We start from the raw sequence: 19,025 nt of genomic DNA, 5'->3' as shown, positions 1-19,025 counted from the left end.
CGAAGCAATCCGTCCTGTACAAAGTGCTACCCTTGAAAACGCGACAAGCCCTTACCTCCACCACGGAAGTAAGGGCTTGTCAACTTATTAGGTGTGTGGCTAAAGACAGGAAGGATGGCTTCGGTGCCCTCGCCATGACCAACGTTTTGGCTAATCCTCGGGTAAGGGATGTACACAAAGTTGGTAAACTCCTCGTCCAGCACGAACAGGCAGCAATACTCGTCGGCGTCGCGGTAGGTACTCTGGAAGGCTTCGATGCCCTCCTGGCCCACAATGCCCTGCTGCACAAACAGCTCTAGGTAGCTAGCGAAAACATGCCACTCCAGGTTGGCTTCGTCGGCGTTGATCAGCAGGCCACCCAGCGGCACCTCCTGGCGGGCAAATACGAAGATGGGATACTTCGAAATATCCCGCTTGCGGATCTGGGAGGAAGCCTCGCTGAGCGTATCAGAAACGGCAGCAAAATCCTTGGTGATGGTGCCGAGGTATTTGCCGTTCAGTTCGGGGTCGTTGGTGTAATCCATGAGTTTCACTGTTTATAATCAATATTGCATCCCTATGTATGCAACCCTGCTGCTATCCGAAGATTATTTCTCGTGGATCATTAGCCTATTTAAAGCGCTGGTAATAGCCACTCTTTATGGACTTGCTCTATTTTTTCTTTTCTATAAGGCTCGCACATCTGAACTGAAACCGATAGGAGTTGGCCTCGGTTTCCTGCTGGCTTTTATTGGCATACGCTCATTGTCAAAAGAATATTCTTGGGAGCAATACACCTTCGGAGACTATTTCTTACTATTATTTTTGTGTTTGCCCTTGCTGGCCGCAGGAGCCGTTTACTTTTCCTTACGCAATTCATCCAAGGAATAAAAGGCACCTATCAGCCGCCCAAGGCCTTATCACCGCAACTCCAGCAGCACCACATTTTCTACGTGGTGGGTGTGCGGGAACATATCTACGGGCTGCACTTTCACCACTTTATAAGCCTCGTCCAGTAGCTCTAGGTCGCGGGCCTGGGTACCGGGGTTGCAGCTGACGTACACGATGCGGGGGCGCGCATTTCCAGTAGGCGAGCTACTACATCGGGGTGCATGCCGGCGCGGGGCGGGTCGGTGATGACCACGTCGGGGCGGCCGTGCCGGGCGATGAATTCGGCGTTGAGCACGTCCTTCATATCGCCGGCGTAGAACTCCGTGTTGGTGGTGCTGTTAATCTCGGAGTTAATGTAGGCGTCTTTCACCGCCGACTCCACGTACTCCACACCCACTACGTGTTTGGCCTGCCGGGCCACAAAGTTGGCAATGGTACCAGCGCCCGTGTAAAGGTCATACACCAGCTCCGAGCCGGTGAGCTGGGCAAACTCGCGGGTGATTTTGTAAAGGTTGTAGGCGCCTTCCGAGTTGGTTTGGTAGAACGATTTTGGCCCCACGCGGAAGCGCAACCCTTCCATTTCTTCGTGAATAAACGGCTCGCCCTTATAGCACACCACCTCCAGGTCGTGGAAGGTTTCGTTGCCCTTGTCGTTGAGCACGTAGTTCAGGGAGGTTATCTGCGGGAACCGCTCATAGATGAAATCCAGCAAAGGCAGCAGGGCATCGTGGGCGTAGTAGCACTGCAGAATCACCATCAGGTCGCCGCTGTTGGCCGTCCGGATGATGAGGTTGCGCAAAAAGCCCTGCTGAGTTACCAGGTTATTAAAGGGGAGGTCGTGCTCCAGGGCATAGTCGCGGATGGCCAGCCGAATCTGGTTGCTGGGTCGGGTTGCAGCCAGCAGTGGTTCACGTCCAGGATCTTATCGAAGCGGGCCGGCGTGTGAAAGCCCAGCACGCGCCGCTCGTAATCGTGGCCGCTGTTGATTTGCTCGTTGGTTAGCCAGCCGTTGTGGCTGAAGGTGTATTCGAGCTTGTTGCGGTAGTACGTCTGGTCGGGGGAGGGTTGGATGGGTAGGATTTCTGGCAGGGCTACTTTGCCGATGCGCTGCAAGGTGTCGGCCACCTGCTGCTGCTTGAACTTGAGCTGAGTTTCGTAGGCCAAGTGCTGCCACTTGCAGCCCCCACAGGTGCCAAAATGCTCACAGAACGGCGTTACGCGCAGGTCGGAGTACTTGTGGAAGTGCGTGGGCACGGCTTCCAAAAAGTTCTTTTTAGCCTTGGTTACGCGCAGGTCCACCACGTCGCCGGGTGCCACTTGCGTTACAAAAATGACCAGGTTCTCGCGGCGCACCAGGCATTTGCCCTCCGCTACCATGTCGGTAATTTCGACCTCGCGGAGCAGTTCCGCCGGAATGTTTTTTACTGATTTCCTCACAAGGGCAAAGGTAATCACGGATTCAGACGGATGTTGAGGATGACGCGGATTTCGTAGGGTAGCGGGGCCACTGGAACGCCAGGTGGCGGACATGGAAGGGCGCGGGCATACTCTCCTAGCTGCCACCTCCGGCGGCTGTGGTAAGTCAGAGAGGTTGAGTTGGGGCGGGTGAGGTAGTGCGGCTGCGTGCCGGGTAGCAACGGGTAGGTCAGAGCCAGCCAGGGCCGCCGGTTACCTTTCAGTAAAGCCAAGGTTGCGGTGGGCCTGGGCGTAGGCAACGTCCGGGCCAGCAGCCCCACCAGTTGCAGCAACAACGCCAGCCAGTAGCAGGCAGGGCCGAAAAAAAGCGCCGCCCGGATTTTCCGAACGGCGCTTTTCAGTGGAGTATTGCTAGTTAGCGGGCAATTTCAAACCAGCCCTTGTAACTGGTGCCGTTGTCGAGCTTGAACAGGTAGTAGTACACTCCGTTGCCGCAGCCCTCGCCCCGAAGTTGTTGCGGTAGTTGCGGGTTTCGTACACCTGCTTGCCGTAGCGGTTATACACCGAGAGCGTGTTGCTGGGGTAGAGCTGCACGTTGTCAATTACCAGCACGTCATTTTTACCGTCGGCGTTGGGCGTGATGATGTTGTAGAAGCCCAGCTTATTTTCGAACGTCACGCAGGCATCGTTGGAGCTGGCCGTGCGCGCCACGGCATCGGTGCTGATGGCCTGCACCCGGAAGCACTGGCTAAAGCCCGACCGGCTAGAGGGCAGTGCGTACGTAAGGGTAGCACCGTTGACCACGGCTATCTGCTCGGCCGTGCCGTTGTCAGCCACGCGGCTTACCCGGTACTCCTGCACCGTAAAGCCCTGGTAGGCCGTCCAGGTAACCTGCACCGTGCCCTGCTGGCGGGTATCAGTGGCCTCAGCGGCGGTGGCTTTGGTCAGGATGGTGGTGTGCTGGGTGCTGCTCAGCAGCGTACCACAGGCATTGGTTAAATCCACCCGGTACTCGTAGGCCTTGGCGTCGGCGTCGGCGGTTTTATCCGTGAAGCTGGTAGCGGTGCCTACCGCCGTGCCTACCGCCGTGAAGGTGGCCGTGCTGCCGGCGTCGCGGCGCATGATGCGCACCTGGTTGGTGTTGCCAGCATTATTGGGTACGGCCAGGGCCAGGGTTACGCTTCGGTCGTTGGCTGCGGCGTCTACGGAAGCCGCCGTCAGGCTTACCGTGGCGTTATCGGGCCGGATAGTGAAGGTAGCCGCGCAACTCTGGCTGGTCGTTTCCGTCACGCTCAGCGTCACGTTGCCGCTGCCCGCGGGCACGTCAAGCCGCACCGCGTTGGTGCCCTGCCCACTTACGAGGGTAGCCCCGGTAACCGTCCACTGGTATTGGCCGCCCGGGAAGTTAGCCACGGAATAGGTTAGACCCGTGCGGGCCTCGGGGCAGTAACTCGGCGGGCCGGCAATGGTTAGCGGCGCCACTACCTCGAAGGCTTTGGTGTATACCTGCCCCACGCAGCCGTTGGCGTTGGTTTCCCGAATGGTGAGGGTGTACGGCGTAGCACTAGCAGCCGGCGTAGGCAGCGAAACCGTGTTGCCGGTGCCCGTCAGGGTAGTGCCGTTCAGCGTAAAGGCGTAGGTAGAAGTGGCCGCGCCCGGCAGCGCGAAGCTCAGGGAAGTGGTACCAGCGCACACCCGGCTCGGGCCGGTAATGGCTAGGTTGGTAGCCGGACCAGGCAGCACGTTCACGTACAGCGTGTCGCTCACGCCCCGGCAAATGCCGCCGGCTGGGTTGCTGGATTCCGTCACGACCAGCTTGGCCAGGCCGGGCTGGGTGAAGTTGACCTGAATGCTGGCCTGCGAGGTCGATACCTGGGTACCGCCTACTACCTGCCAGGCGTACACCGAGCCGTTGGTATACTGGGTTTGGTAGGTGAAGGGCCCGCCCGTCTGGCAGACTTGCACTGGGCCCGTGGGCCGGGCCGTAGCCAGTTGCTGATTAACGCGCACGGGCAGCACCACCGTATCGGAGGAGCACCCGAAGGCGTTGAGCTGGAAGACTTGCACGCTGGCCGTGGTGGAGGCCGTGCCCCAGTTTACGGTAATGGCGCTGGTGCCTTGGCCGCTGGCTACGGTGCCGCCCTGCACCCGCCACTGGTAAGCCGTGCCGCGCGGATTCCGAATGCTATAAGCCACGCCCTGCACCGTGGGACACACCGAAACGCTGCCCTGAATGCTGTCAGCCGCCGGCCGCGGGTTGATGGTCACGCGCACGGTGGAGGTAGCAGTACAGTTCTGCGCCGTGGTGGCGGTGAGAGTGTAGTTCAGGGTCAGGGGCGCGCCGGTGCGGTTCACCGCCATCAGCACAGGCCGGGCCGTGGTGGCATTGCTCAGGCCGGTGGCCGGGCTCCACTGGTAGGAGTAGCCCGGCAGGGCCGTCGTGCCCAGCGTCACTTGCTGGCCGTCGCAGAGAGTTGCATTGGGGCCCGCGTTAGCCACGGCGGCGGGGTTCACCGTTACCCGTACGGTGCTGGTGGCTACGCAACCGTTGGCCGTAGTAGCCGTGAGGGTAAACGTGTAGAGCTGCGGGGTAGTAGTGGTGTTCGTCAGGCTGAAGACAGGCTGGGCGGCGGTGGCGCTGCTTAAGCCCGTAGCAGGACTCCACTGATACGTAGTGCCCGTTACGGCCGCGGCGCCCAGGGTCGTACTTTCCCCGGAGCACAAGGCGCGGTCGGAGCCAGCCGCAGCCACGGCGGCCGGGTTTACCGTCACCCGCACGGTGCTAGTAGCCGTGCAGCCATTGGCCGTGGTAGCAGTAAGTGTGAAGGTGTACTCTTGCGGGGCAGTGCCGGTATTTGCTAGGCTAAACACGGGTTGGGCGGCCGTGCTGCTGCTGAGGCCAGCCGCTGGGCTCCACTGGTAGGTAGTACCAGCAACAGGCGTACTGCCCAGAGTCGTTGGCTCACTTGAGCACACGGCCCGGTCGGGGCCGGCATTGGCTACGGCCGCCGGATTCACCGTTACCCGCACGGTGCTAGTAGCCGTGCAGCCCTGAGCGGTGGTGGCCGTGAGGGTATAGGTGTACACCTGGGGGCGGAGCCAGTATTCGGTAGGTTGAAGGTAGGCTGAGCGGCCGTCGTGCTACTCAGGCCCGCGGCCGGGCTCCAGGCGTAGGTGGTGCCGGCTACTGGTGCAGTTCCAAGGGTAGTGGTTTCCGCGGAGCATACGGCCCGGTCGGAACCGGCATCCGCTACGGCGGCCGGGTTTACCGTTACTTGCACAGTGCTGGTGGCCGTGCAGCCGTTGGCCGTCGTTACCGTAACCAAGTAAGAAAGCGTCTGGGGTGCGCCGGTGGTATTGGTGGGCGTCAGCACTGGTTGAGCGACAGTTGCACTGCTTAGGCCCGTGGCGGGGCTCCACTGGTAGCTAGAGCTGGCCAGCGCCGCCGTGCCGAGCGTAACTGGCACCCCCGAGCAGGTGGTGCGGCTGGGGCCGGCATCCGCTACCGCCACCGGATTCACCACTACTTGCACGGTGCTGGTAGCAAAGCAGCCGTTGGCGGTAGTAGCCCGCAGCGTGTAGGTAAAGGTTTGTGCGGCCCCCGTTGTGTTCGATAAGGTGAGGGTAGGTTGGGCCGCCGTAGCGCTGCTCAGCCCGGTGGCGGGGCTCCACTGGTAGGTGTAACCCGTCAGCGCCGCCGTGCCGAGCGTGACTGGCGCGCCGGAGCAGGTCGCCAAATCGGAACCGGCATTAGCCACGGCCGTGGCCGTAACCGTTACCGTCACTTGCCGCGAGTACGTGCAGGTGCCGTCGGTGCTTTGCACGGTGTAGGTAGTCGTTTGGGTAGGAGTAACCGTAATGCTGGCCCCGGTGAAGGTCTGCCCACCCCCGGTCCAGGTGTAAGTCTGGCCACCGCTGGCCGTTAGGGTAGTGGAGCCGCCCAGGCAGATGCTCACGTTGGGGCTGGCCGTCAGGGTGCCCGCGGCGCGCAGATTCACCGCCTTAAACGCCGAATCAGTAGGGCAGCTTAGCACCGACAGGCCCTGCACCCGCAGGGAGCCCGCTGAGGCCGCGCCCCACAGCACCTGAATGGTGCGGCCCGTTGCGGAGCCCTGAATCGTGCCGCCGCGCACCGCCCAACGGTAGGCCCCGGTAACGGGCCCTGCGCGGTGTACGTGCGGGCCTGGCCCCGGTCGCACACCACGGAGTCGCCGGAAATGCGGTTGGGGCCGCTGGCGCGCGTCACGGTAATGCGAAAAATCTCGGCAATGCTCTTGCTGCTACACGTGTTGTCCGACACAGTCACGACCACGTCGTAAGGGGTAGCGCGGGCATCGCCGCAGCGCGAAGCAAATCGAAACGCGCCCGTTACCGGGCTGGTGCCGCTTACCGAGGCACCCCCAATGGGGGTGCCGCTGGGGAGCGTGCCCTGGTTGTTGTTGAGGCTGGCGTTGAAGGGCCCGTTGCCATCGAGCAGCACGCTGTTCACCCGCATCACCAACGACTGGTTTTCCGGGTCTGAGGCTACAATGTTGAAGTTTACAGTCTGGCCCTCTTCAATGGTGTAGTCGCGAATTGACACGGAGGGCGGACTAAACACCGGGGCCTGGTTGGGTTGGCACACCCTGGAAACCAGCTGAATATCGCGCCGAGTAGTGCCCACTAGCACCTCTCGGCCATTCACGGTGCGGTACTCTTTCACGTCCACAGCCACAACAAACTTGCCCTGAATGCGGGTTGCGTACCGGCTCAGGCCGGTGCTGGCATTTAGAGAGGCGAAGCTGCCGGTACCCGGCCCGAACGGCTGGGTTTGGCTATAACCCGTGGCGTAATCTACGGGTAGGGGCGGCGGGGTGAAGTTGCCGAAGGGCGGGCTGCCCTGGTAGGGCGTGCCAAACGTGTAGGTCAGCCGGTCGCCATCGGCGTCGTAGGCGTTGTTGAGAATGAGGCTGGTGTCGCCCTGGCAAATAACAGCCACGGCCGTATCCGAAAAGACCGGGGAGGTGTTGGGCAGTAGGGGCGGGGCAATGTCGGCGTAAAGCGTCATGTTGGTACCCCCTGGGTTCAGCAGGTTGGTCACGTCCACGTTGCGCGCGGCATCGGTGTACACGGCGTAGTAGCCCTCAAACGAGTTCGGCAGGTTCACTACCGTCACGTACTTGGCCAGCGTAACGCGGGGCGGCCGGCTATTAGGCAGGGTGCAAGTACCCGGCGAGGGCGGGGTAATTTCCACAAAGCTGGTGCGCGGCACAGTAACCGACATAATTCGCGCCCCATTCTGCGACTTGTTATAAAAGCTGATATCTACACTCAGGCGGCCATCGGGCGCCACTGAGCCCGACTCCTTGTTCAGGTATACCAGCACCGTAACCTGGTAGCGGAAGGGAGCCGTAGTTGGTCCGTTGGCATCCAGGTATTTATAATTCATTTCACCACCCAGCAAGTGGGTAGCCGCGGCGGGCAGTGCCCCACCGTAAGCCAAATCAACAGCAGGAAACAGGTGCGTAGTAAACGTGTTGGCATAGAATAAAAAAGAAGATGCAAGGAAAGAAGCCCGGCCGGTGCCGTATGGCTAAAAAGTCAAATTCAGGCAAGGCTGTCGGCTAACCGATGCTAGGCCTCAGCATGGCCGGCCCAGCGCGCCGCGGCCGTCAGCGCAGGTAGTAGCGGGTGCTTTAGCACCTCAGCACGGGTAGTAATAGTAAGAGCGTCGCTACCGGCGGAAGCAAGTCGCACAAACAGGCGCGTTTACTTAAGGCTATGGACACATGAACGGATAATAATCAGGATGTTAACGGCTATTGCTTGTCCACTCACGATAGTACATTGTAGCGTGTTGATAGCAAAAGTACCTTCTGCGTTCCAATCCTCCCAATGGTAAATTTCCGGTCTGCATCCCCCGTTTTCAGAAGGCCTCCGCGGGTTAGTAGCACTGTACGGTAAGCCCAGTTACCTTTCTGCAGGGTAAGGCGGTTTGGACAGCAGAAAGAAACGGGTTCAGCTAGCTGCGCCAAACGCCCATTTATACAGCGTATTTTTTTGCTCTAAATCACACGAAAAGGCTGGGGCATACAAAGCAAAGGAAACACCGGCACGGCGTAGCTCGAAGATAGTGACAATAGCGTGATAAAATACAATTTGTGCTTCGGCCACGCGCTCCATGCCCTGTCAGCGGCGTAGTGCTATAAGGCTAGTTGAGGCTCGTTAGTGGCATTATGCTGGCAGAATTACCCGTAGTTTTGCGCGCTTTCCAGCCGGAGGGCATCTGGTTATTTCCTTTTCATGAAAGACAACGTAGTGCTCATTACGGGCGGTACCTCCGGCATTGGCCGGGCTACTGCTCTGGCATTTGGGCGGGCCGGGGCCCGCGTAGCCATTACCGGCCGCGACGAAGCCCGTTTGCAGGATACGGCCCGGGAGCTGGCCAGCCTCGGAATCAGTCACCTAGCCATCCGTGCCGATGTGGGGGTAGAGGCTGATTCGGAGCGGGCCGTACAAGAAACCGTGGCCGCTTTTGGTCGCCTAGACGTGCTCATCAACAATGCGGGCATCAGCATGCGGGCCCTGTTCCGCGACGCCGACTTGGACGTTATCCGGCGCCTGATGCAAACCAATTTCTTTGGGACGGTGTACACCACCAAGTTTGCTCTACCCCATATTACCCAGGCCAAAGGCTCCATCGTGGGCATCAGCAGCATTGCCGGCTACCGCGGCCTGCCGGGCCGAACGGGTTATTCGGCTTCGAAATTCGCCATGCACGGCTTTCTAGAGGCCCTTCGCACCGAGTTACTGCCCCAGGGCGTGCACGTGCTGCTGGCTTGCCCCGGTTTTACGGCCTCCAACATCCGCAATGTGGCCCTGGCCGCCGACGGTTCGGCCCAGGGTGAGTCGCCGCGGAATGAGCAGCAGATGATGAGCAGCGGAGAAGTGGCCCAGCACCTGCTCCGCGCCGTGCAGCAGCGCCGCCGCGACTTGGTGCTGACCGGTCAGGGCAAGCTCACGGTGTTCCTGAACAAATGGCTGCCGGGCCTAGCCGATAAGCTGGTGTTAAACCATTTTCGGAAGGAAGAGCCCGACTTTACCCTCTAAGCATCTTGCCCCAACCGCACCGAAGCCGGCCGTTTTTCCTAGAACGGCCGGCTTCGGCGTTACTGCCTGATAATTCTACCTTATTCAACCAGCAGTAAATCGGGGCGGCGGATGTAGGCGTCGCGGCCCTGCCACTGCACGCGGTACCAAATGTCGTGCTGGCCTTGCACCTCGAAACGGTCGCCGGCGGCGGCTGTTGTAAGCCAAGCTGAACCCGCGCTAGGGCCAGCCATGAGCGGTGCCCGCGGCCGCGACACCAGCCCTACCCGGCCCGGCCCCAGCAGGTTCAGGAACAAGCCCAGCACGAGCAGGTAGGTAGCGTACATGACCCACCAGGCGCGGTCGGCGGTGCGGCGGCGCACCAGCAGCAGCGTACCGCCAGCCACGGCTAATGCTAGCAGTACCTGCAGCAGGCGGTAGTAGTAGCGCTGGACGGTAATGGCCAGGTTTTGCCGCCAGGTATTGGGGTAGCCCGTTAGGCGGTGCTGCTGGGCGATGTCCACCATTTTTTCCCAGGTAGTATGCCGGGGCTGCCAGGCCTGGGCCAGGCTCAAGTAATAAAGCGCTGCCGGATAATGCCCGAGGCCCTCCTGAGTATAGGCCATGCGCAACAGCTGCTGCGCCGACTGTATCCCGTCCTGCTCCCGTACGCGGCGGTAGAGCGGGTAGGCCTGCTCTGGACGACCCGTTTCAAACAGGGAATCAGCATGCAGAAGGCGTGGAGTAACTTTTTGGGCCTGAGCCGCTTGAAAAAGCAGGGCTCCAAAAAGGAAAAAAAGGAGGACTTTTTTTAGCAAAACAGTTGCACGGTTAAACTTGGGCCTCTACTTTTGTGCCACAATCAGCGAAAAACATTCGCCGTTTGCAAAGAAAACAAATGATTCTGTAGCTCAGCTGGTAGAGCAATACACTTTTAATGTATGGGTCCTGGGTTCGAATCCCAGCGGGATCACCACCGCCCTGGTTGCCACTGGCAGCCAGGGCGTTTGCTTTACTAGAGATTAGGGCCGCAGCCTGCTTCGGTTACCGATGAGGTGATAGGTCACGCCGTTATTGCCTGGGCCGTTAGTCGTCAACACGAGCGAATCCTCTACATACTTCTGGGCTGGTCGGCGGCTTATAGTTGCGCCACGCAGAGTTCTAAAAACAAACAGCTCCGGCCAACTGGCCGGAGCTGTTTGTTTAGTAACACTAATAGTGCGGTAGCCAATGCTTGGCTGTGCGCAGCATAAGCGCCGGAAGGCGGTTAAGATTATGGCCGCAAGGCGGCATAATAGCCTTTATGCTATCAGCCTCGTTGCACTAAGCCAGGCTTTTTTCCCGCTGTCGCATCCGCTGGTGAAGGGCCGTGTTTTTGGTGCGCAGGGCCGCTTGCACGTCCGAGGCCGCCATGCGGCCGGTTTCGGCGGCGCCATTCATGAAGCCCTGGTACCAGGCGCTGCAATGCTCACCGGCGAAAAATAAGTTGCCCACAGGTTTGCCTTCGGCCCGGCAATAGTGCTGAACTGTCCTACCCGGTAGCAGGCGTAGCTAGCCAGCGTGTGCGGGTGCGTGGGCCAGTGGAAGCGCTCAACCTGGCCGTTGAAGGCGGCCTGCGTGCCCGGCCAGGCCTTTTCCAGTACGGGCAGAAACTTGCCGGCCTGCGACTGGGCCGAACCGGAGCCCACAGCTACGCCCGCTTGTCCGCCCAGATAGACGGTAAACGCCGTCTGGGTGGTGGGCTGCAATTGGCCGCTGTCCCAACCGCTCTGAGCCGTCTGGTCAGAGAACAGGTAACCAGTGTAGCCATTGTTGCGCCAGGGCCGGCCGTTAAAGCCCAAAAATAGCTTGGCATTGGTACCATAGCCCAGGTTCTGGATGGCATTCAGCTTCCAAGCGGGCAAGGCTACCTGCAAATCTACAGTCCGCAGAATGGTAAAAGGAATGGTCAGTACCACGTAATCGGCTACCACGGTGAGGCGAGTGCCGCTGGCTTGCTCGAACGTCAGGTGGTATTCGCTACCCTGCTGGCTCAGGGCCACGAGCTTGTGCTGCAGCGTTACCTGACCGGCTAACTGCTCGTGCAGGGCATCGGTGAGCTGCTGGTTGCCACCCTTAATTTTGTAGCGTTCATCGCTAACACCAAAAATGTCAAAAGTGCCCTTGCTGGTGTCGGCCGAGAACAGCCACAGGAAGTTAATCGAGGTCTGGTCATTTACTTCCCGTCCGTACTCGGTCAGGTAGGCCACTTCCAGCAACGTCCGGATCCAGCCCGTCATGTGAATCGAGTCGAAGTAGGCGGCAATCGACATCTGATCAAAGCGGGCTGCGGCCGCGTTCATCTTCTCGAAGGTGATAGTGCCCGGCAGCGAGCGAATATCAGCCTGCATTTGCCGCGCGTACGGCTGGAAAGCGGCAATTACCTGCGCTACGGTGTACTGCTTGCCCCCGAAGAAATAAGCGTCCTTTTGCAGCACGGTTTCGCTGGGCGACTCTACATCGTAGAGAGGCAAGCCAAACTCCTGGGCTAGCTGCAGCATGTCGGCGTGGCCGCTGTCAATAAACTCGCCTCCCAGCTCCGTGGTGAGCCCAGGACCCATTAGGCCGTGGGCAGTGAAAATGCGACCCCCAGCCCGGTTGCTGGCTTCGTACACGCGGGCCGGCACGCCAGCTTTCTTGAGCTGATAGGCGCAGTTCAAACCGGCCATGCCTGCCCCCACTACCACTACCCGCGGGGCTACCCCGTGAGCGAGCCCAGGCTTTGCTGCCTTTGCGGCTCCAACGCAGGCTCCACTACCTCCGTGTCGCAGGCAGATAGCAGCCCGCCGGCGCTAACCAACAGGCCCATTTTGGCTGTGTTAGTGAGAAAGTCGCGTCGCGTCTGGCTGGTAGCCATTTCGGCTAGCTCATCGGCCGAGGGAGCCCCCGGCTCGTTAGCGACTACGGCCAGTCGGAAAGCTTGCTGTAAGGAGCGCAGCAACTGCGTGCGGGCCTGGGGAATAGAAGAAGTAAACGGTAGCTTCATGTGGGTAGGCGTATGAGTGGAAAGTATGAAGGATACTAATGATGGAGCGCGGCCTGGGCAGTGGTAGCAACATCCGCTGCTACCACTGCCCGAGTCGACTTACTTTTTAACCGGCTCAACAATCCACTCCCGGATTGCTTCCTGGGCCTGGGGTGAGAATATTTCCTTGGCTTGCCCGTTCACCAGGGGCCACTCCTTGGGGTCAGGCTGAAACAAATGGTTGACGCCGGGTAGCTTGCGGCTGACCACGCTTTTGTTATTTTTCAGGCCTTTCGCCAGGGGAGCCATGTTAGCGTCGGCGGCCACGTACAGGTCGGCCGTTCCGTTGAGCAGCAGCACGGGGCACTTCACGTCGGGAAGCTTAGCAATGGGGTTAAACGACAGGAATTGCCGGTAGCGGGCCGAGGTAAGCTCGGCGGCGCTGGCTTTAGCTGCCGCCGGATCCATGGAGGAATTGTTTTGGCGCAGCATGTTGGCCACAATGGCTTGCGCTTGGGCGTCATCGGGAGTTTGCCGAATGATTTCGAGCATGGCCTGCTGGCGCTTCACAGCTTGTTCAACCTGTGCTTGATCCGTACCCAAGGAGCGCAGCACATTGGTTTGCTGCTGAATAACAATGTCGCTGCCGGGCAGCCCGTGCGCGGCCAGGGCCACTACAAAGGCGGGGGGAGGGGTTGAGCCGCCGCCAGCAGGGCCACGTTGCCACCTTCACCGTGCCCAATAATACCCAGGCGGGTTAAATCTACCTCGGGGCGAGTACGCAGGAAGTTTAGCGCCGCCTGCACGTCCGTTACCACGTCGGAAATGGTAGCTGGGGCCGCCGAGCCGCTGGAGCCGCCCACGCCCCGGTCATCAAAGCGCAGAACGGCAATGCCACGGCGGGTCAGGTAGTCGGCCAGCGCGCCCATAGGGCGGTAGTCGCCTACGGTGCCGTCCCGGTCCTGGGCCCCGGCGTCGGAAACCAACACGGCGGTTGGGAATGGCCCTGTGCCCGGGGGCAAGGACAACAGGCCGGCCAGGCGGAGTGCCTCCTGGCTGCTGGTAAACGTCACTTCTTCTTCCTGATAAGGGGCGTCAGTCGGGTTTTGGCGCCCGCCACGGCCGAGGCTGGCACCAGCTGCAGGGTCAGGGGCGTTTTGAAGCCATTTTGGCGCCAAGTGCCCTGTACCTGTTGCCCGCTGGCGGAAAGCTGCCCGGTAAAGCGGCTACCTACCTGCTCAGCCACGAAGCTTACCGAATCGCCCTGCACTTCCACGGCCACTGAAATACCGCTCACCCGTTGAATGGGCACATCCAAGGTAGCAAAGTAGCTACCACCGGTCAGCGGCACTACCCGGAAAACCACTTCCCACTGACCACCAGGTACTTTCAACGGGCCTTTCCAGAGCCCATCGAGGGGAGAAGCAGGAGCCCGCAGAGGGGCAGCGGCCGCTAGCACGCTGTGCAGCAGCAACAGGATAATAACATACGAAATAGCGTAGTGCTTCTTCATACAGGAGGTAGTAGAGCTAAGCAAAAGAAAACGGCTCCCGGACCGGCCGCTTCTCCCCGGCAGGGAAGCTAGGCAGCCGGCCCGGGAAACTGGTGGCCCGCAGCTTACAGGCCGAAGTTATACACTGCCTTCAGGTAGAAGAACGTCCCGTTGAAGTTCATCTGGTGGGAGTGGTAAGGCAGAATGTCGAAGTCGTAGGGCAGGTAGGAAGGCTGGCCGTACTTGTTTTGGAAGTAGGCATCGAACTCAGCCTGGGTTTTGAAGCCAATTGGAGGATTACCGTTGCGGGCAGCTTCGGCAATGGTGTTAGGCTGCACATTAAACAAGTTGTTCACGCCGGCCGTGAGCTGCAGGGCCTGCTTGGGCTTGTAGCTCAGCTGCAGATCCGTGGTCAGCCGGGGCTTAAATACCAAGTAGTAGCTGCCTTCAGCCAAGGGGTCGAAGTTGAAATCGTAGCTGCTAACCTGCCCGTAGCGGACGTTGCGCACCAGTAGGTTAAACTTGCCTACCTCGTAGCTCGTGTTCAGAATGAGCTTGCTCTTGGGGTTACCCGTCTCAATCAGCGAAAGCTGGCGCTGATCCACGTAGTTATTACCCAGGTCGTCGTCGCTCTGCAGCTTGGCAAAAGCCGTTGGCACGTCAATGCTACGGATGGTGTTGCGGTTGAAGTTAGCTGCCAGGCTGGCCAGGAAGTTGCCGCGACCCACGGGGCGGCGGTAGCTGGCTACCAGGTCCAGGCCCTGGGTGCGTGTGTTTACCGCGTTAGTAAAGAACTGGGCGTTGGTGGCGTTGGCTTGGGTGAGGGCCGCATCCAGGGCCGGCGTGATGCCCTGGCCCAGCAAACCCGACAGGATAATCCGGTCATCAATGGCAATCTGATAGGCGTCCACCGTGAAGGTCAGGGCGGGCGAAGGCGTCAGAATCAGGCCGGCGCTAAAGTTGCGCGACTTTTCGGGCTGCAGGGCCGGGATACCGGCTGCGCGGGTTACCTCGCTCTGGTTGTTGAAGATACCCGTGTACACTACCCCGTTATTGACGGGTAGTAGCGTGAGCTGGCGGTACAGCGCCTGCTGCAAGGAAGGAGCCCGGAAGCCCGTGTTGTAGCCGGCCCGCACCGAAAGAAACTTGGCCAGCTGCAGGCGGGTGTTCAGCTTGTAAATGAAGGCCGAGCCAAAGTCTGAGTAATTCTCAAAGCGTACGGCCGTGCCAATCGTCCACTTCTTGGTGATGTCAGCTTCCACGTCCACGAAGCCCCCGATGTTGTTGCGGTTGCCCTCGATGGCTGCCGCGGGGTCAAAGCCGATAAAGCCCTGAGCACCACCTGAGGCCCCGGTGGCACCCCGCCCGTAATCCTTCCAGGAAGCCTCTTCACCAGCAAAAATTAGGTAGTTCTCGGTGCGGTACTCCGTGCCGAAGGCCACGTTGGTGCCGGCCAGTACCTGCGGAAACAGCCGGCTCAGGGTGGCGTTGGTTACGTTCTGGCGGAACTGCAGGCCGCCAGCATCAAACTGGGTAGGCGAGGCCGTACCCAGGGTGCTGTTAAGCGTGTTGCTGACATCGTAGTGCATGCGGTTGAGGCCCACTACGTGGCTGACATCCAGCTTCCACTGACCTAGGCTAGCTGTAATGCCGGCCGCCCCGGACGCATCGTGAATGCGCGTGTTGATGTTGGGCTGGTAGCCCAGGGGGAAGATGCTGTCCACAATGTCGGCGGGTTGGGCCGAGGGTAGCACCCAAGGCGCAACGGCTCGGCCGCGGCGGTAGTTAAAGCCCCCAAAGGAGTAGAATGATACCTTGTTGCTGAGCGGAGCGCCCAGGTTATAGAGCAGCCGGTAATTGCGGATTTTGGCGTCGCCGTTTACCTGCTCGAAGTCCCGGTAAGTTTTGCCGTTCGCGGCCAGCGCGGAATCTTCGGAGGCGCGATTGCTGGAAAATACTGGCCAGGAGTTGAGGCTGCGCGAGTACTGGCGGGTAGTGGCGCCGCGATAGTCCACGTCGCCGGTCAGGTTCAGGAAGCCTTTCTGGCCCAGTTTAAAGCCTTTGTTTAGGCTAAGCAGGGTGCTCAGACCGTCGCCGGCGCTGGTAATGCCCGTGCTCAGCAGCACGTTGCCGCCTTTGTTGTCGGCGCGCAGGTTGATGTTCATAACCCCGGCAATGGCATCGGAGCCGTACTGGGCCGCGGCGCCGTCGCGCAGCACCTCAATCCGGTCAATGGCATTGGAGGAAACCGTGTTCAGGTCATAGCCTACGTTACCCACGCCACGGCTACCGAGTAGGTTAATCAGGGCCGTGGTGTGGCGGCGCTTGCCGTTCACTAGCACCAGCATCTGGTCCGGGCTCAGGCCCCGTAGCGACGACGGATCGACGTGGTCGGCCCCGTCGGCGGAGGTTTGGCGGGTCGAGTTAAAGGAAGGCACCGAGTAGTTCAGAATCTGGGTCAGATCAGTCTGGGGCCCGGTGGCCAGCAGCTCACGCATGTCAATTACGTCTACCGGTACCGCGGACTCCAGCACTGTGCGGTCAATCCGGCGCGTACCCACTTGCACCACGTCGGGGGCTAGCGCAATGCTGAGCTGCACCGCTTTATCAGCAGACAGGAACACGTTGGTAATCACCTGAGTACGGAAGCTAGGCTGCGTTACCTGGACGGCAAAGGGCCCGCCAACAAGTGCATCCGGAATGCTAAAGATGCCCGCCGAATCGGTGGCCGCGGCGCGGCGCAGTCCCGTGGGCAAGTGAATGGCCGTAACGGCCGCTCCGGCAACAGGGCTACCCGTTACGGACACTACAGTGCCACCCAGGGCTGCCGTAGCTGTTTGCCCCCAGGTTGTATGAATAGTACAAAAAACAAGGCAGGTTAACACCAGCCACACGCGGGTAAAAGTTGGGTTCATTCAAATTCTAATTTTAGGAATAATAGTGTAAGATCGTATCAATTTGACTCGATTCGCAAGACGCCTTTCACTATTTCCATAGCATGTAGTTATTTTGATGTAATAATTATATTATATCTTACTTTAATCAAGAAAACATAGAAGAAACTGGATATTCATGCTCTTGTTCTATCGTTTGGTCTCTCCCAATTCAAGTCCAATGGAGCGTTTGTTGCTTTGCATTTCTCGGTGAAAGCCGTAAAAGTCTACCTGATTTTTAGGGCAAAGGCTCTACCCTTTCCTTTTCGCCTGGACTACTGTTGTGTGAACCGAACCTGGCGGTGGCCGGTGAAGTGCAAACCATAGCCGCTCCTTTTGGGGTAGAAGAAGCCCGTTGTCGGGCCGTATCAGCGGGTTAGGACGCAGTTTGAGGTAACCTCAACAGTAGTAGAAGACTAGAGTGCTACCTTTGCCCGATGAACTACGCCTTCTTGCAGCAGTTGCTGGCCGCCGTTGAAAAATATGAGGCGCAGTCTTTACCCGATCAGCCCAACCAACTGGCAGACTTTTCTCACTGGCTGCAAGCCCATACCAGCGCCCCCCAGACACGACTACCGTTAGTCGGGAGCAAGTACACGTCCGGGAGTTTGATGAGTCACGCATCAGCAAGCTCATCACCTTTTTATCCCGCTACGCCCGCTCGTATTCGCGCCTGGCCCTGCGCGATTCTCCCCTGACTACCCTGGAGGACTTCACTTACCTGGCTACCCTGAACGCCTACCAGCCCCTGAGCAAGACGGATTTGATAGGACGGAACATCCACGAAAAATCAGGGGGCATGGAGGTTATCCGGCGCTTACACAAGCAAGGACTGGTTACGGAGCAAATGCACTCGCATGATCGGCGCAGCCGTGTACTTATGCTTTCAGATAGTGGTCGGGAGGTATTGTTCCAGCTTTTTGAGCGCATGGAGCAGGTAGCGCGTGTGCTGGCCGGCAACCTGAACGCGCCTGAGCGCCAGCAGCTTTTGTATCTGCTGCTGAAACTGGACGCATATCATTACCCGCGCTTTCATCAGCAGCGGGCTAAAACCCTGGACGAACTGCTGGACGCCTATGAGCAATAGCCGGCCTACCTGCCGCCGTACGTTCGCAACACTGGTGTATCGCTTTCCGGCGGCTGCCCTGCTGGCAAGACCAAGGAATTGCCAGCGGCCAAATGTGGGCGCGCCCGCCACTTGGGGGCATCCATCACCAGGGTAACCAGCAAGGCGTGGGGTACAGTCACGACGGAAGCCGCTAGCACTACCAGTCCTAGCCAAGCATTCTGGGCCGGAAGCCAAGTGCCACCTAGGGCATGCGCGCCGGCTAGCAGCACCAAACTCGCGGCCAGCATGGGCCAGGCGCGACGGGCGAAAAACAGCATCTTCCGCCGCCCCCGTGCGCCCAACCGGCTCGGCCCCGCCGCGTAGCCAAGCAGGGGCGCAAGCCGCAAAATGTGCTGTAAGCTGTGCCAAAACACGAAATACACGCCCAGGGCCAGCAGGGGCGGCCAACTGCTGAACAAGCACGCTAGCAAGCACACTTCCCCCACATCGCGCAGCCAGCGGCCAGGTAGGCGCTGCCAGCCCAAGTACGCCCACAACCCCAGGTGCCCGGCCAGTACCAGCCCTAGCAGCCCTCCGGGTGCGTAGGAGTCAAGCTGAGCGGGCGGGGCGCCGGTCAGCAGCAACAGCCCATTAACGTGCCCTACCGTTTCAGCGGGCCAGAAGTAGGCCGGCAGCGCCAATAGCAAGACCCCACGAAGCAGGCTGTGCACCAACCAAATGCCACGCTGCGGGTAGGCCGGGGCATCAGCCGAACCCCAGTGCCAGGCAGTCAGGCCAAAAAAGAAAACCGCCGCCACGCCTGGCCACTGCCACCACACCAACCCAACACCCCGGCCAGGCCGAGGTAGCCGAGCCCAAACCGCACCTGGTACACCCACCGGGAACCCCGGACCGGACGATACACGGGCCACACCAGCTGGTCGCAGGCGCCGTGGGCAACGCCCAAGCCCAGCAGGCCCACGAGCAGCACCGGCCCCAACACGGCGGTGGCATAGGCCGGAAACCGGACGAGCAGGCAGCAAGCGGCCACCAGCGCATACGAACAAGCCTGCCCCCAGCTTAGGCAAGTAAATAGGCTGCCGCCGGGTAGGGGAGGTAGTGATAGAAAACGCATACTATAAAAGAGCCGCTAACTAGACTTCTTAGCCCGAAGCGCAACCGAACCGCGCGTAA

The 19,025-nt window shown here is 59.8% G+C and carries 20 protein-coding genes, 1 tRNA gene and 1 pseudogene; 4 read left to right on the top strand and 18 right to left on the bottom strand.

Features of this window, described 5'->3' with window-relative positions; all coding sequences use genetic code 11:
* Positions 1 to 26: 26 nt before the first annotated feature.
* Positions 27 to 533 (bottom strand): hypothetical protein, encoded by a 507-nt coding sequence (locus tag MUN84_RS03805; RefSeq protein ID WP_317239099.1) that lies wholly within the window; start codon positions 531 to 533, stop codon positions 27 to 29.
* Positions 534 to 558: 25 nt separating this feature from the next.
* Here MUN84_RS03805 and MUN84_RS03800 point away from each other — a divergent pair, with 25 nt between their 5' ends.
* On the top strand, positions 559 to 870 hold the full coding sequence (locus MUN84_RS03800) for a hypothetical protein (protein ID WP_244696719.1): 312 nt from the start codon (positions 559 to 561) through the stop codon (positions 868 to 870).
* Between the two features lie 29 nt (positions 871 to 899).
* On the opposite strand, the pseudogene rlmD reads toward MUN84_RS03800, so the two are convergent.
* From rlmD to MUN84_RS03770, 7 genes and pseudogenes are all read right to left on the bottom strand, one after another.
* A pseudogene (gene rlmD / locus MUN84_RS03795) lies at positions 900 to 2,307 on the bottom strand (23S rRNA (uracil(1939)-C(5))-methyltransferase RlmD).
* Positions 2,308 to 2,321: 14 nt separating this feature from the next.
* Positions 2,322 to 2,621: a hypothetical protein gene (locus MUN84_RS03790; RefSeq protein WP_244696718.1), complete on the bottom strand. Its 300-nt coding sequence runs from the start codon at positions 2,619 to 2,621 to the stop codon at positions 2,322 to 2,324.
* Positions 2,622 to 2,697: 76 nt separating this feature from the next.
* Positions 2,698 to 5,373: a gliding motility-associated C-terminal domain-containing protein gene (locus tag MUN84_RS03785; RefSeq protein ID WP_244696717.1), complete on the bottom strand. Its 2,676-nt coding sequence runs from the start codon at positions 5,371 to 5,373 to the stop codon at positions 2,698 to 2,700.
* Positions 5,307 to 6,419: a PKD-like domain-containing protein gene (locus MUN84_RS03780; RefSeq protein ID WP_244696716.1), complete on the bottom strand. Its 1,113-nt coding sequence runs from the start codon at positions 6,417 to 6,419 to the stop codon at positions 5,307 to 5,309. Before MUN84_RS03780 ends, MUN84_RS03785 begins: the two co-directional genes overlap by 67 nt.
* A complete protein-coding gene (locus MUN84_RS03775; protein WP_244696715.1) occupies positions 6,314 to 7,768 on the bottom strand; it encodes a hypothetical protein in 1,455 nt (484 codons plus the stop codon). The genes MUN84_RS03780 and MUN84_RS03775 overlap by 106 nt, the downstream gene beginning before the upstream one ends.
* Before the next feature lie 131 nt (positions 7,769 to 7,899).
* The gene (locus tag MUN84_RS22790; RefSeq protein WP_262920638.1) at positions 7,900 to 8,022 is read right to left on the bottom strand and encodes a hypothetical protein; all 123 of its coding nucleotides are present in this window, start codon (positions 8,020 to 8,022) and stop codon (positions 7,900 to 7,902) included.
* 261 nt (positions 8,023 to 8,283) lie between these two features.
* The gene (locus tag MUN84_RS03770; RefSeq protein ID WP_244696714.1) at positions 8,284 to 8,448 is read right to left on the bottom strand and encodes a hypothetical protein; all 165 of its coding nucleotides are present in this window, start codon (positions 8,446 to 8,448) and stop codon (positions 8,284 to 8,286) included.
* A gap of 120 nt (positions 8,449 to 8,568) precedes the next feature.
* Here MUN84_RS03770 and MUN84_RS03765 point away from each other — a divergent pair, with 120 nt between their 5' ends.
* Positions 8,569 to 9,375 (top strand): SDR family oxidoreductase, encoded by an 807-nt coding sequence (locus MUN84_RS03765; protein ID WP_244696713.1) that lies wholly within the window; start codon positions 8,569 to 8,571, stop codon positions 9,373 to 9,375.
* 80 nt (positions 9,376 to 9,455) lie between these two features.
* On the opposite strand, the gene MUN84_RS03760 is transcribed toward MUN84_RS03765, so the two are convergent.
* A complete protein-coding gene (locus MUN84_RS03760; RefSeq protein ID WP_244696712.1) occupies positions 9,456 to 10,172 on the bottom strand; it encodes a hypothetical protein in 717 nt (238 codons plus the stop codon).
* Positions 10,173 to 10,254: 82 nt separating this feature from the next.
* Between MUN84_RS03760 and MUN84_RS03755 the strand changes: the two genes are divergently transcribed.
* Positions 10,255 to 10,330 (top strand) — tRNA-Lys (locus MUN84_RS03755).
* Positions 10,331 to 10,677: 347 nt separating this feature from the next.
* Here the strand turns inward: MUN84_RS03755 and MUN84_RS22785 are convergent.
* The 7 genes from MUN84_RS22785 to MUN84_RS03725 all read right to left on the bottom strand — a co-directional run bounded on the left by MUN84_RS22785 (position 10,678) and on the right by MUN84_RS03725 (position 16,765).
* Complete coding sequence (locus MUN84_RS22785) at positions 10,678 to 10,848, bottom strand: FAD-dependent oxidoreductase (RefSeq protein ID WP_262920637.1); 171 nt, start codon at positions 10,846 to 10,848, stop codon at positions 10,678 to 10,680.
* Positions 10,791 to 12,080, bottom strand: coding sequence for a flavin monoamine oxidase family protein (locus MUN84_RS03750; protein WP_244696711.1), 1,290 nt, complete (start codon positions 12,078 to 12,080; stop codon positions 10,791 to 10,793). The genes MUN84_RS22785 and MUN84_RS03750 overlap by 58 nt, the downstream gene beginning before the upstream one ends.
* 11 nt (positions 12,081 to 12,091) lie before the next feature.
* Positions 12,092 to 12,379, bottom strand: coding sequence for a hypothetical protein (locus tag MUN84_RS03745; protein ID WP_244696710.1), 288 nt, complete (start codon positions 12,377 to 12,379; stop codon positions 12,092 to 12,094).
* A 99-nt stretch (positions 12,380 to 12,478) separates the two neighbouring features.
* A complete protein-coding gene (locus MUN84_RS03740) occupies positions 12,479 to 13,033 on the bottom strand; it encodes a hypothetical protein (protein ID WP_244696709.1) in 555 nt (184 codons plus the stop codon).
* Positions 13,033 to 13,431: an alpha/beta hydrolase family protein gene (locus tag MUN84_RS03735; protein ID WP_244696708.1), complete on the bottom strand. Its 399-nt coding sequence runs from the start codon at positions 13,429 to 13,431 to the stop codon at positions 13,033 to 13,035. Before MUN84_RS03735 ends, MUN84_RS03740 begins: the two co-directional genes overlap by 1 nt.
* Positions 13,428 to 13,871 carry a hypothetical protein gene (locus tag MUN84_RS03730; RefSeq protein ID WP_244696707.1) on the bottom strand — a complete coding sequence of 148 codons (444 nt, stop codon included), beginning with the start codon at positions 13,869 to 13,871 and terminating at the stop codon, positions 13,428 to 13,430. The genes MUN84_RS03735 and MUN84_RS03730 overlap by 4 nt, the downstream gene beginning before the upstream one ends.
* Positions 13,872 to 13,975: 104 nt before the next feature.
* Positions 13,976 to 16,765, bottom strand: coding sequence for a TonB-dependent receptor (locus MUN84_RS03725; protein ID WP_262920636.1), 2,790 nt, complete (start codon positions 16,763 to 16,765; stop codon positions 13,976 to 13,978).
* A 553-nt stretch (positions 16,766 to 17,318) separates the two neighbouring features.
* Here MUN84_RS03725 and MUN84_RS22780 point away from each other — a divergent pair.
* The gene (locus MUN84_RS22780) at positions 17,319 to 17,870 is read left to right on the top strand and encodes a MarR family winged helix-turn-helix transcriptional regulator (protein ID WP_317239190.1); all 552 of its coding nucleotides are present in this window, start codon (positions 17,319 to 17,321) and stop codon (positions 17,868 to 17,870) included.
* 5 nt (positions 17,871 to 17,875) lie between these two features.
* Here MUN84_RS22780 and MUN84_RS03715 read toward each other — a convergent pair whose 3' ends face one another.
* Both MUN84_RS03715 and MUN84_RS03710 read right to left on the bottom strand, forming a co-directional pair.
* Entirely contained in the window at positions 17,876 to 18,649 is a 774-nt protein-coding gene (locus tag MUN84_RS03715; RefSeq protein ID WP_244696704.1) for a Brp/Blh family beta-carotene 15,15'-dioxygenase, read from the bottom strand.
* On the bottom strand, positions 18,622 to 18,966 hold the full coding sequence (locus tag MUN84_RS03710) for a hypothetical protein (protein ID WP_244696703.1): 345 nt from the start codon (positions 18,964 to 18,966) through the stop codon (positions 18,622 to 18,624). The genes MUN84_RS03715 and MUN84_RS03710 overlap by 28 nt, the downstream gene beginning before the upstream one ends.
* Positions 18,967 to 19,025 lie beyond the last annotated feature (59 nt).

This window comes from Hymenobacter sp. 5516J-16 (genome assembly GCF_022919335.1).
Classification (GTDB): Bacteria; Bacteroidota; Bacteroidia; order Cytophagales; family Hymenobacteraceae; genus Hymenobacter; species Hymenobacter sublimis.
This window is presented reverse-complemented; position numbering and strand designations above follow the sequence as displayed.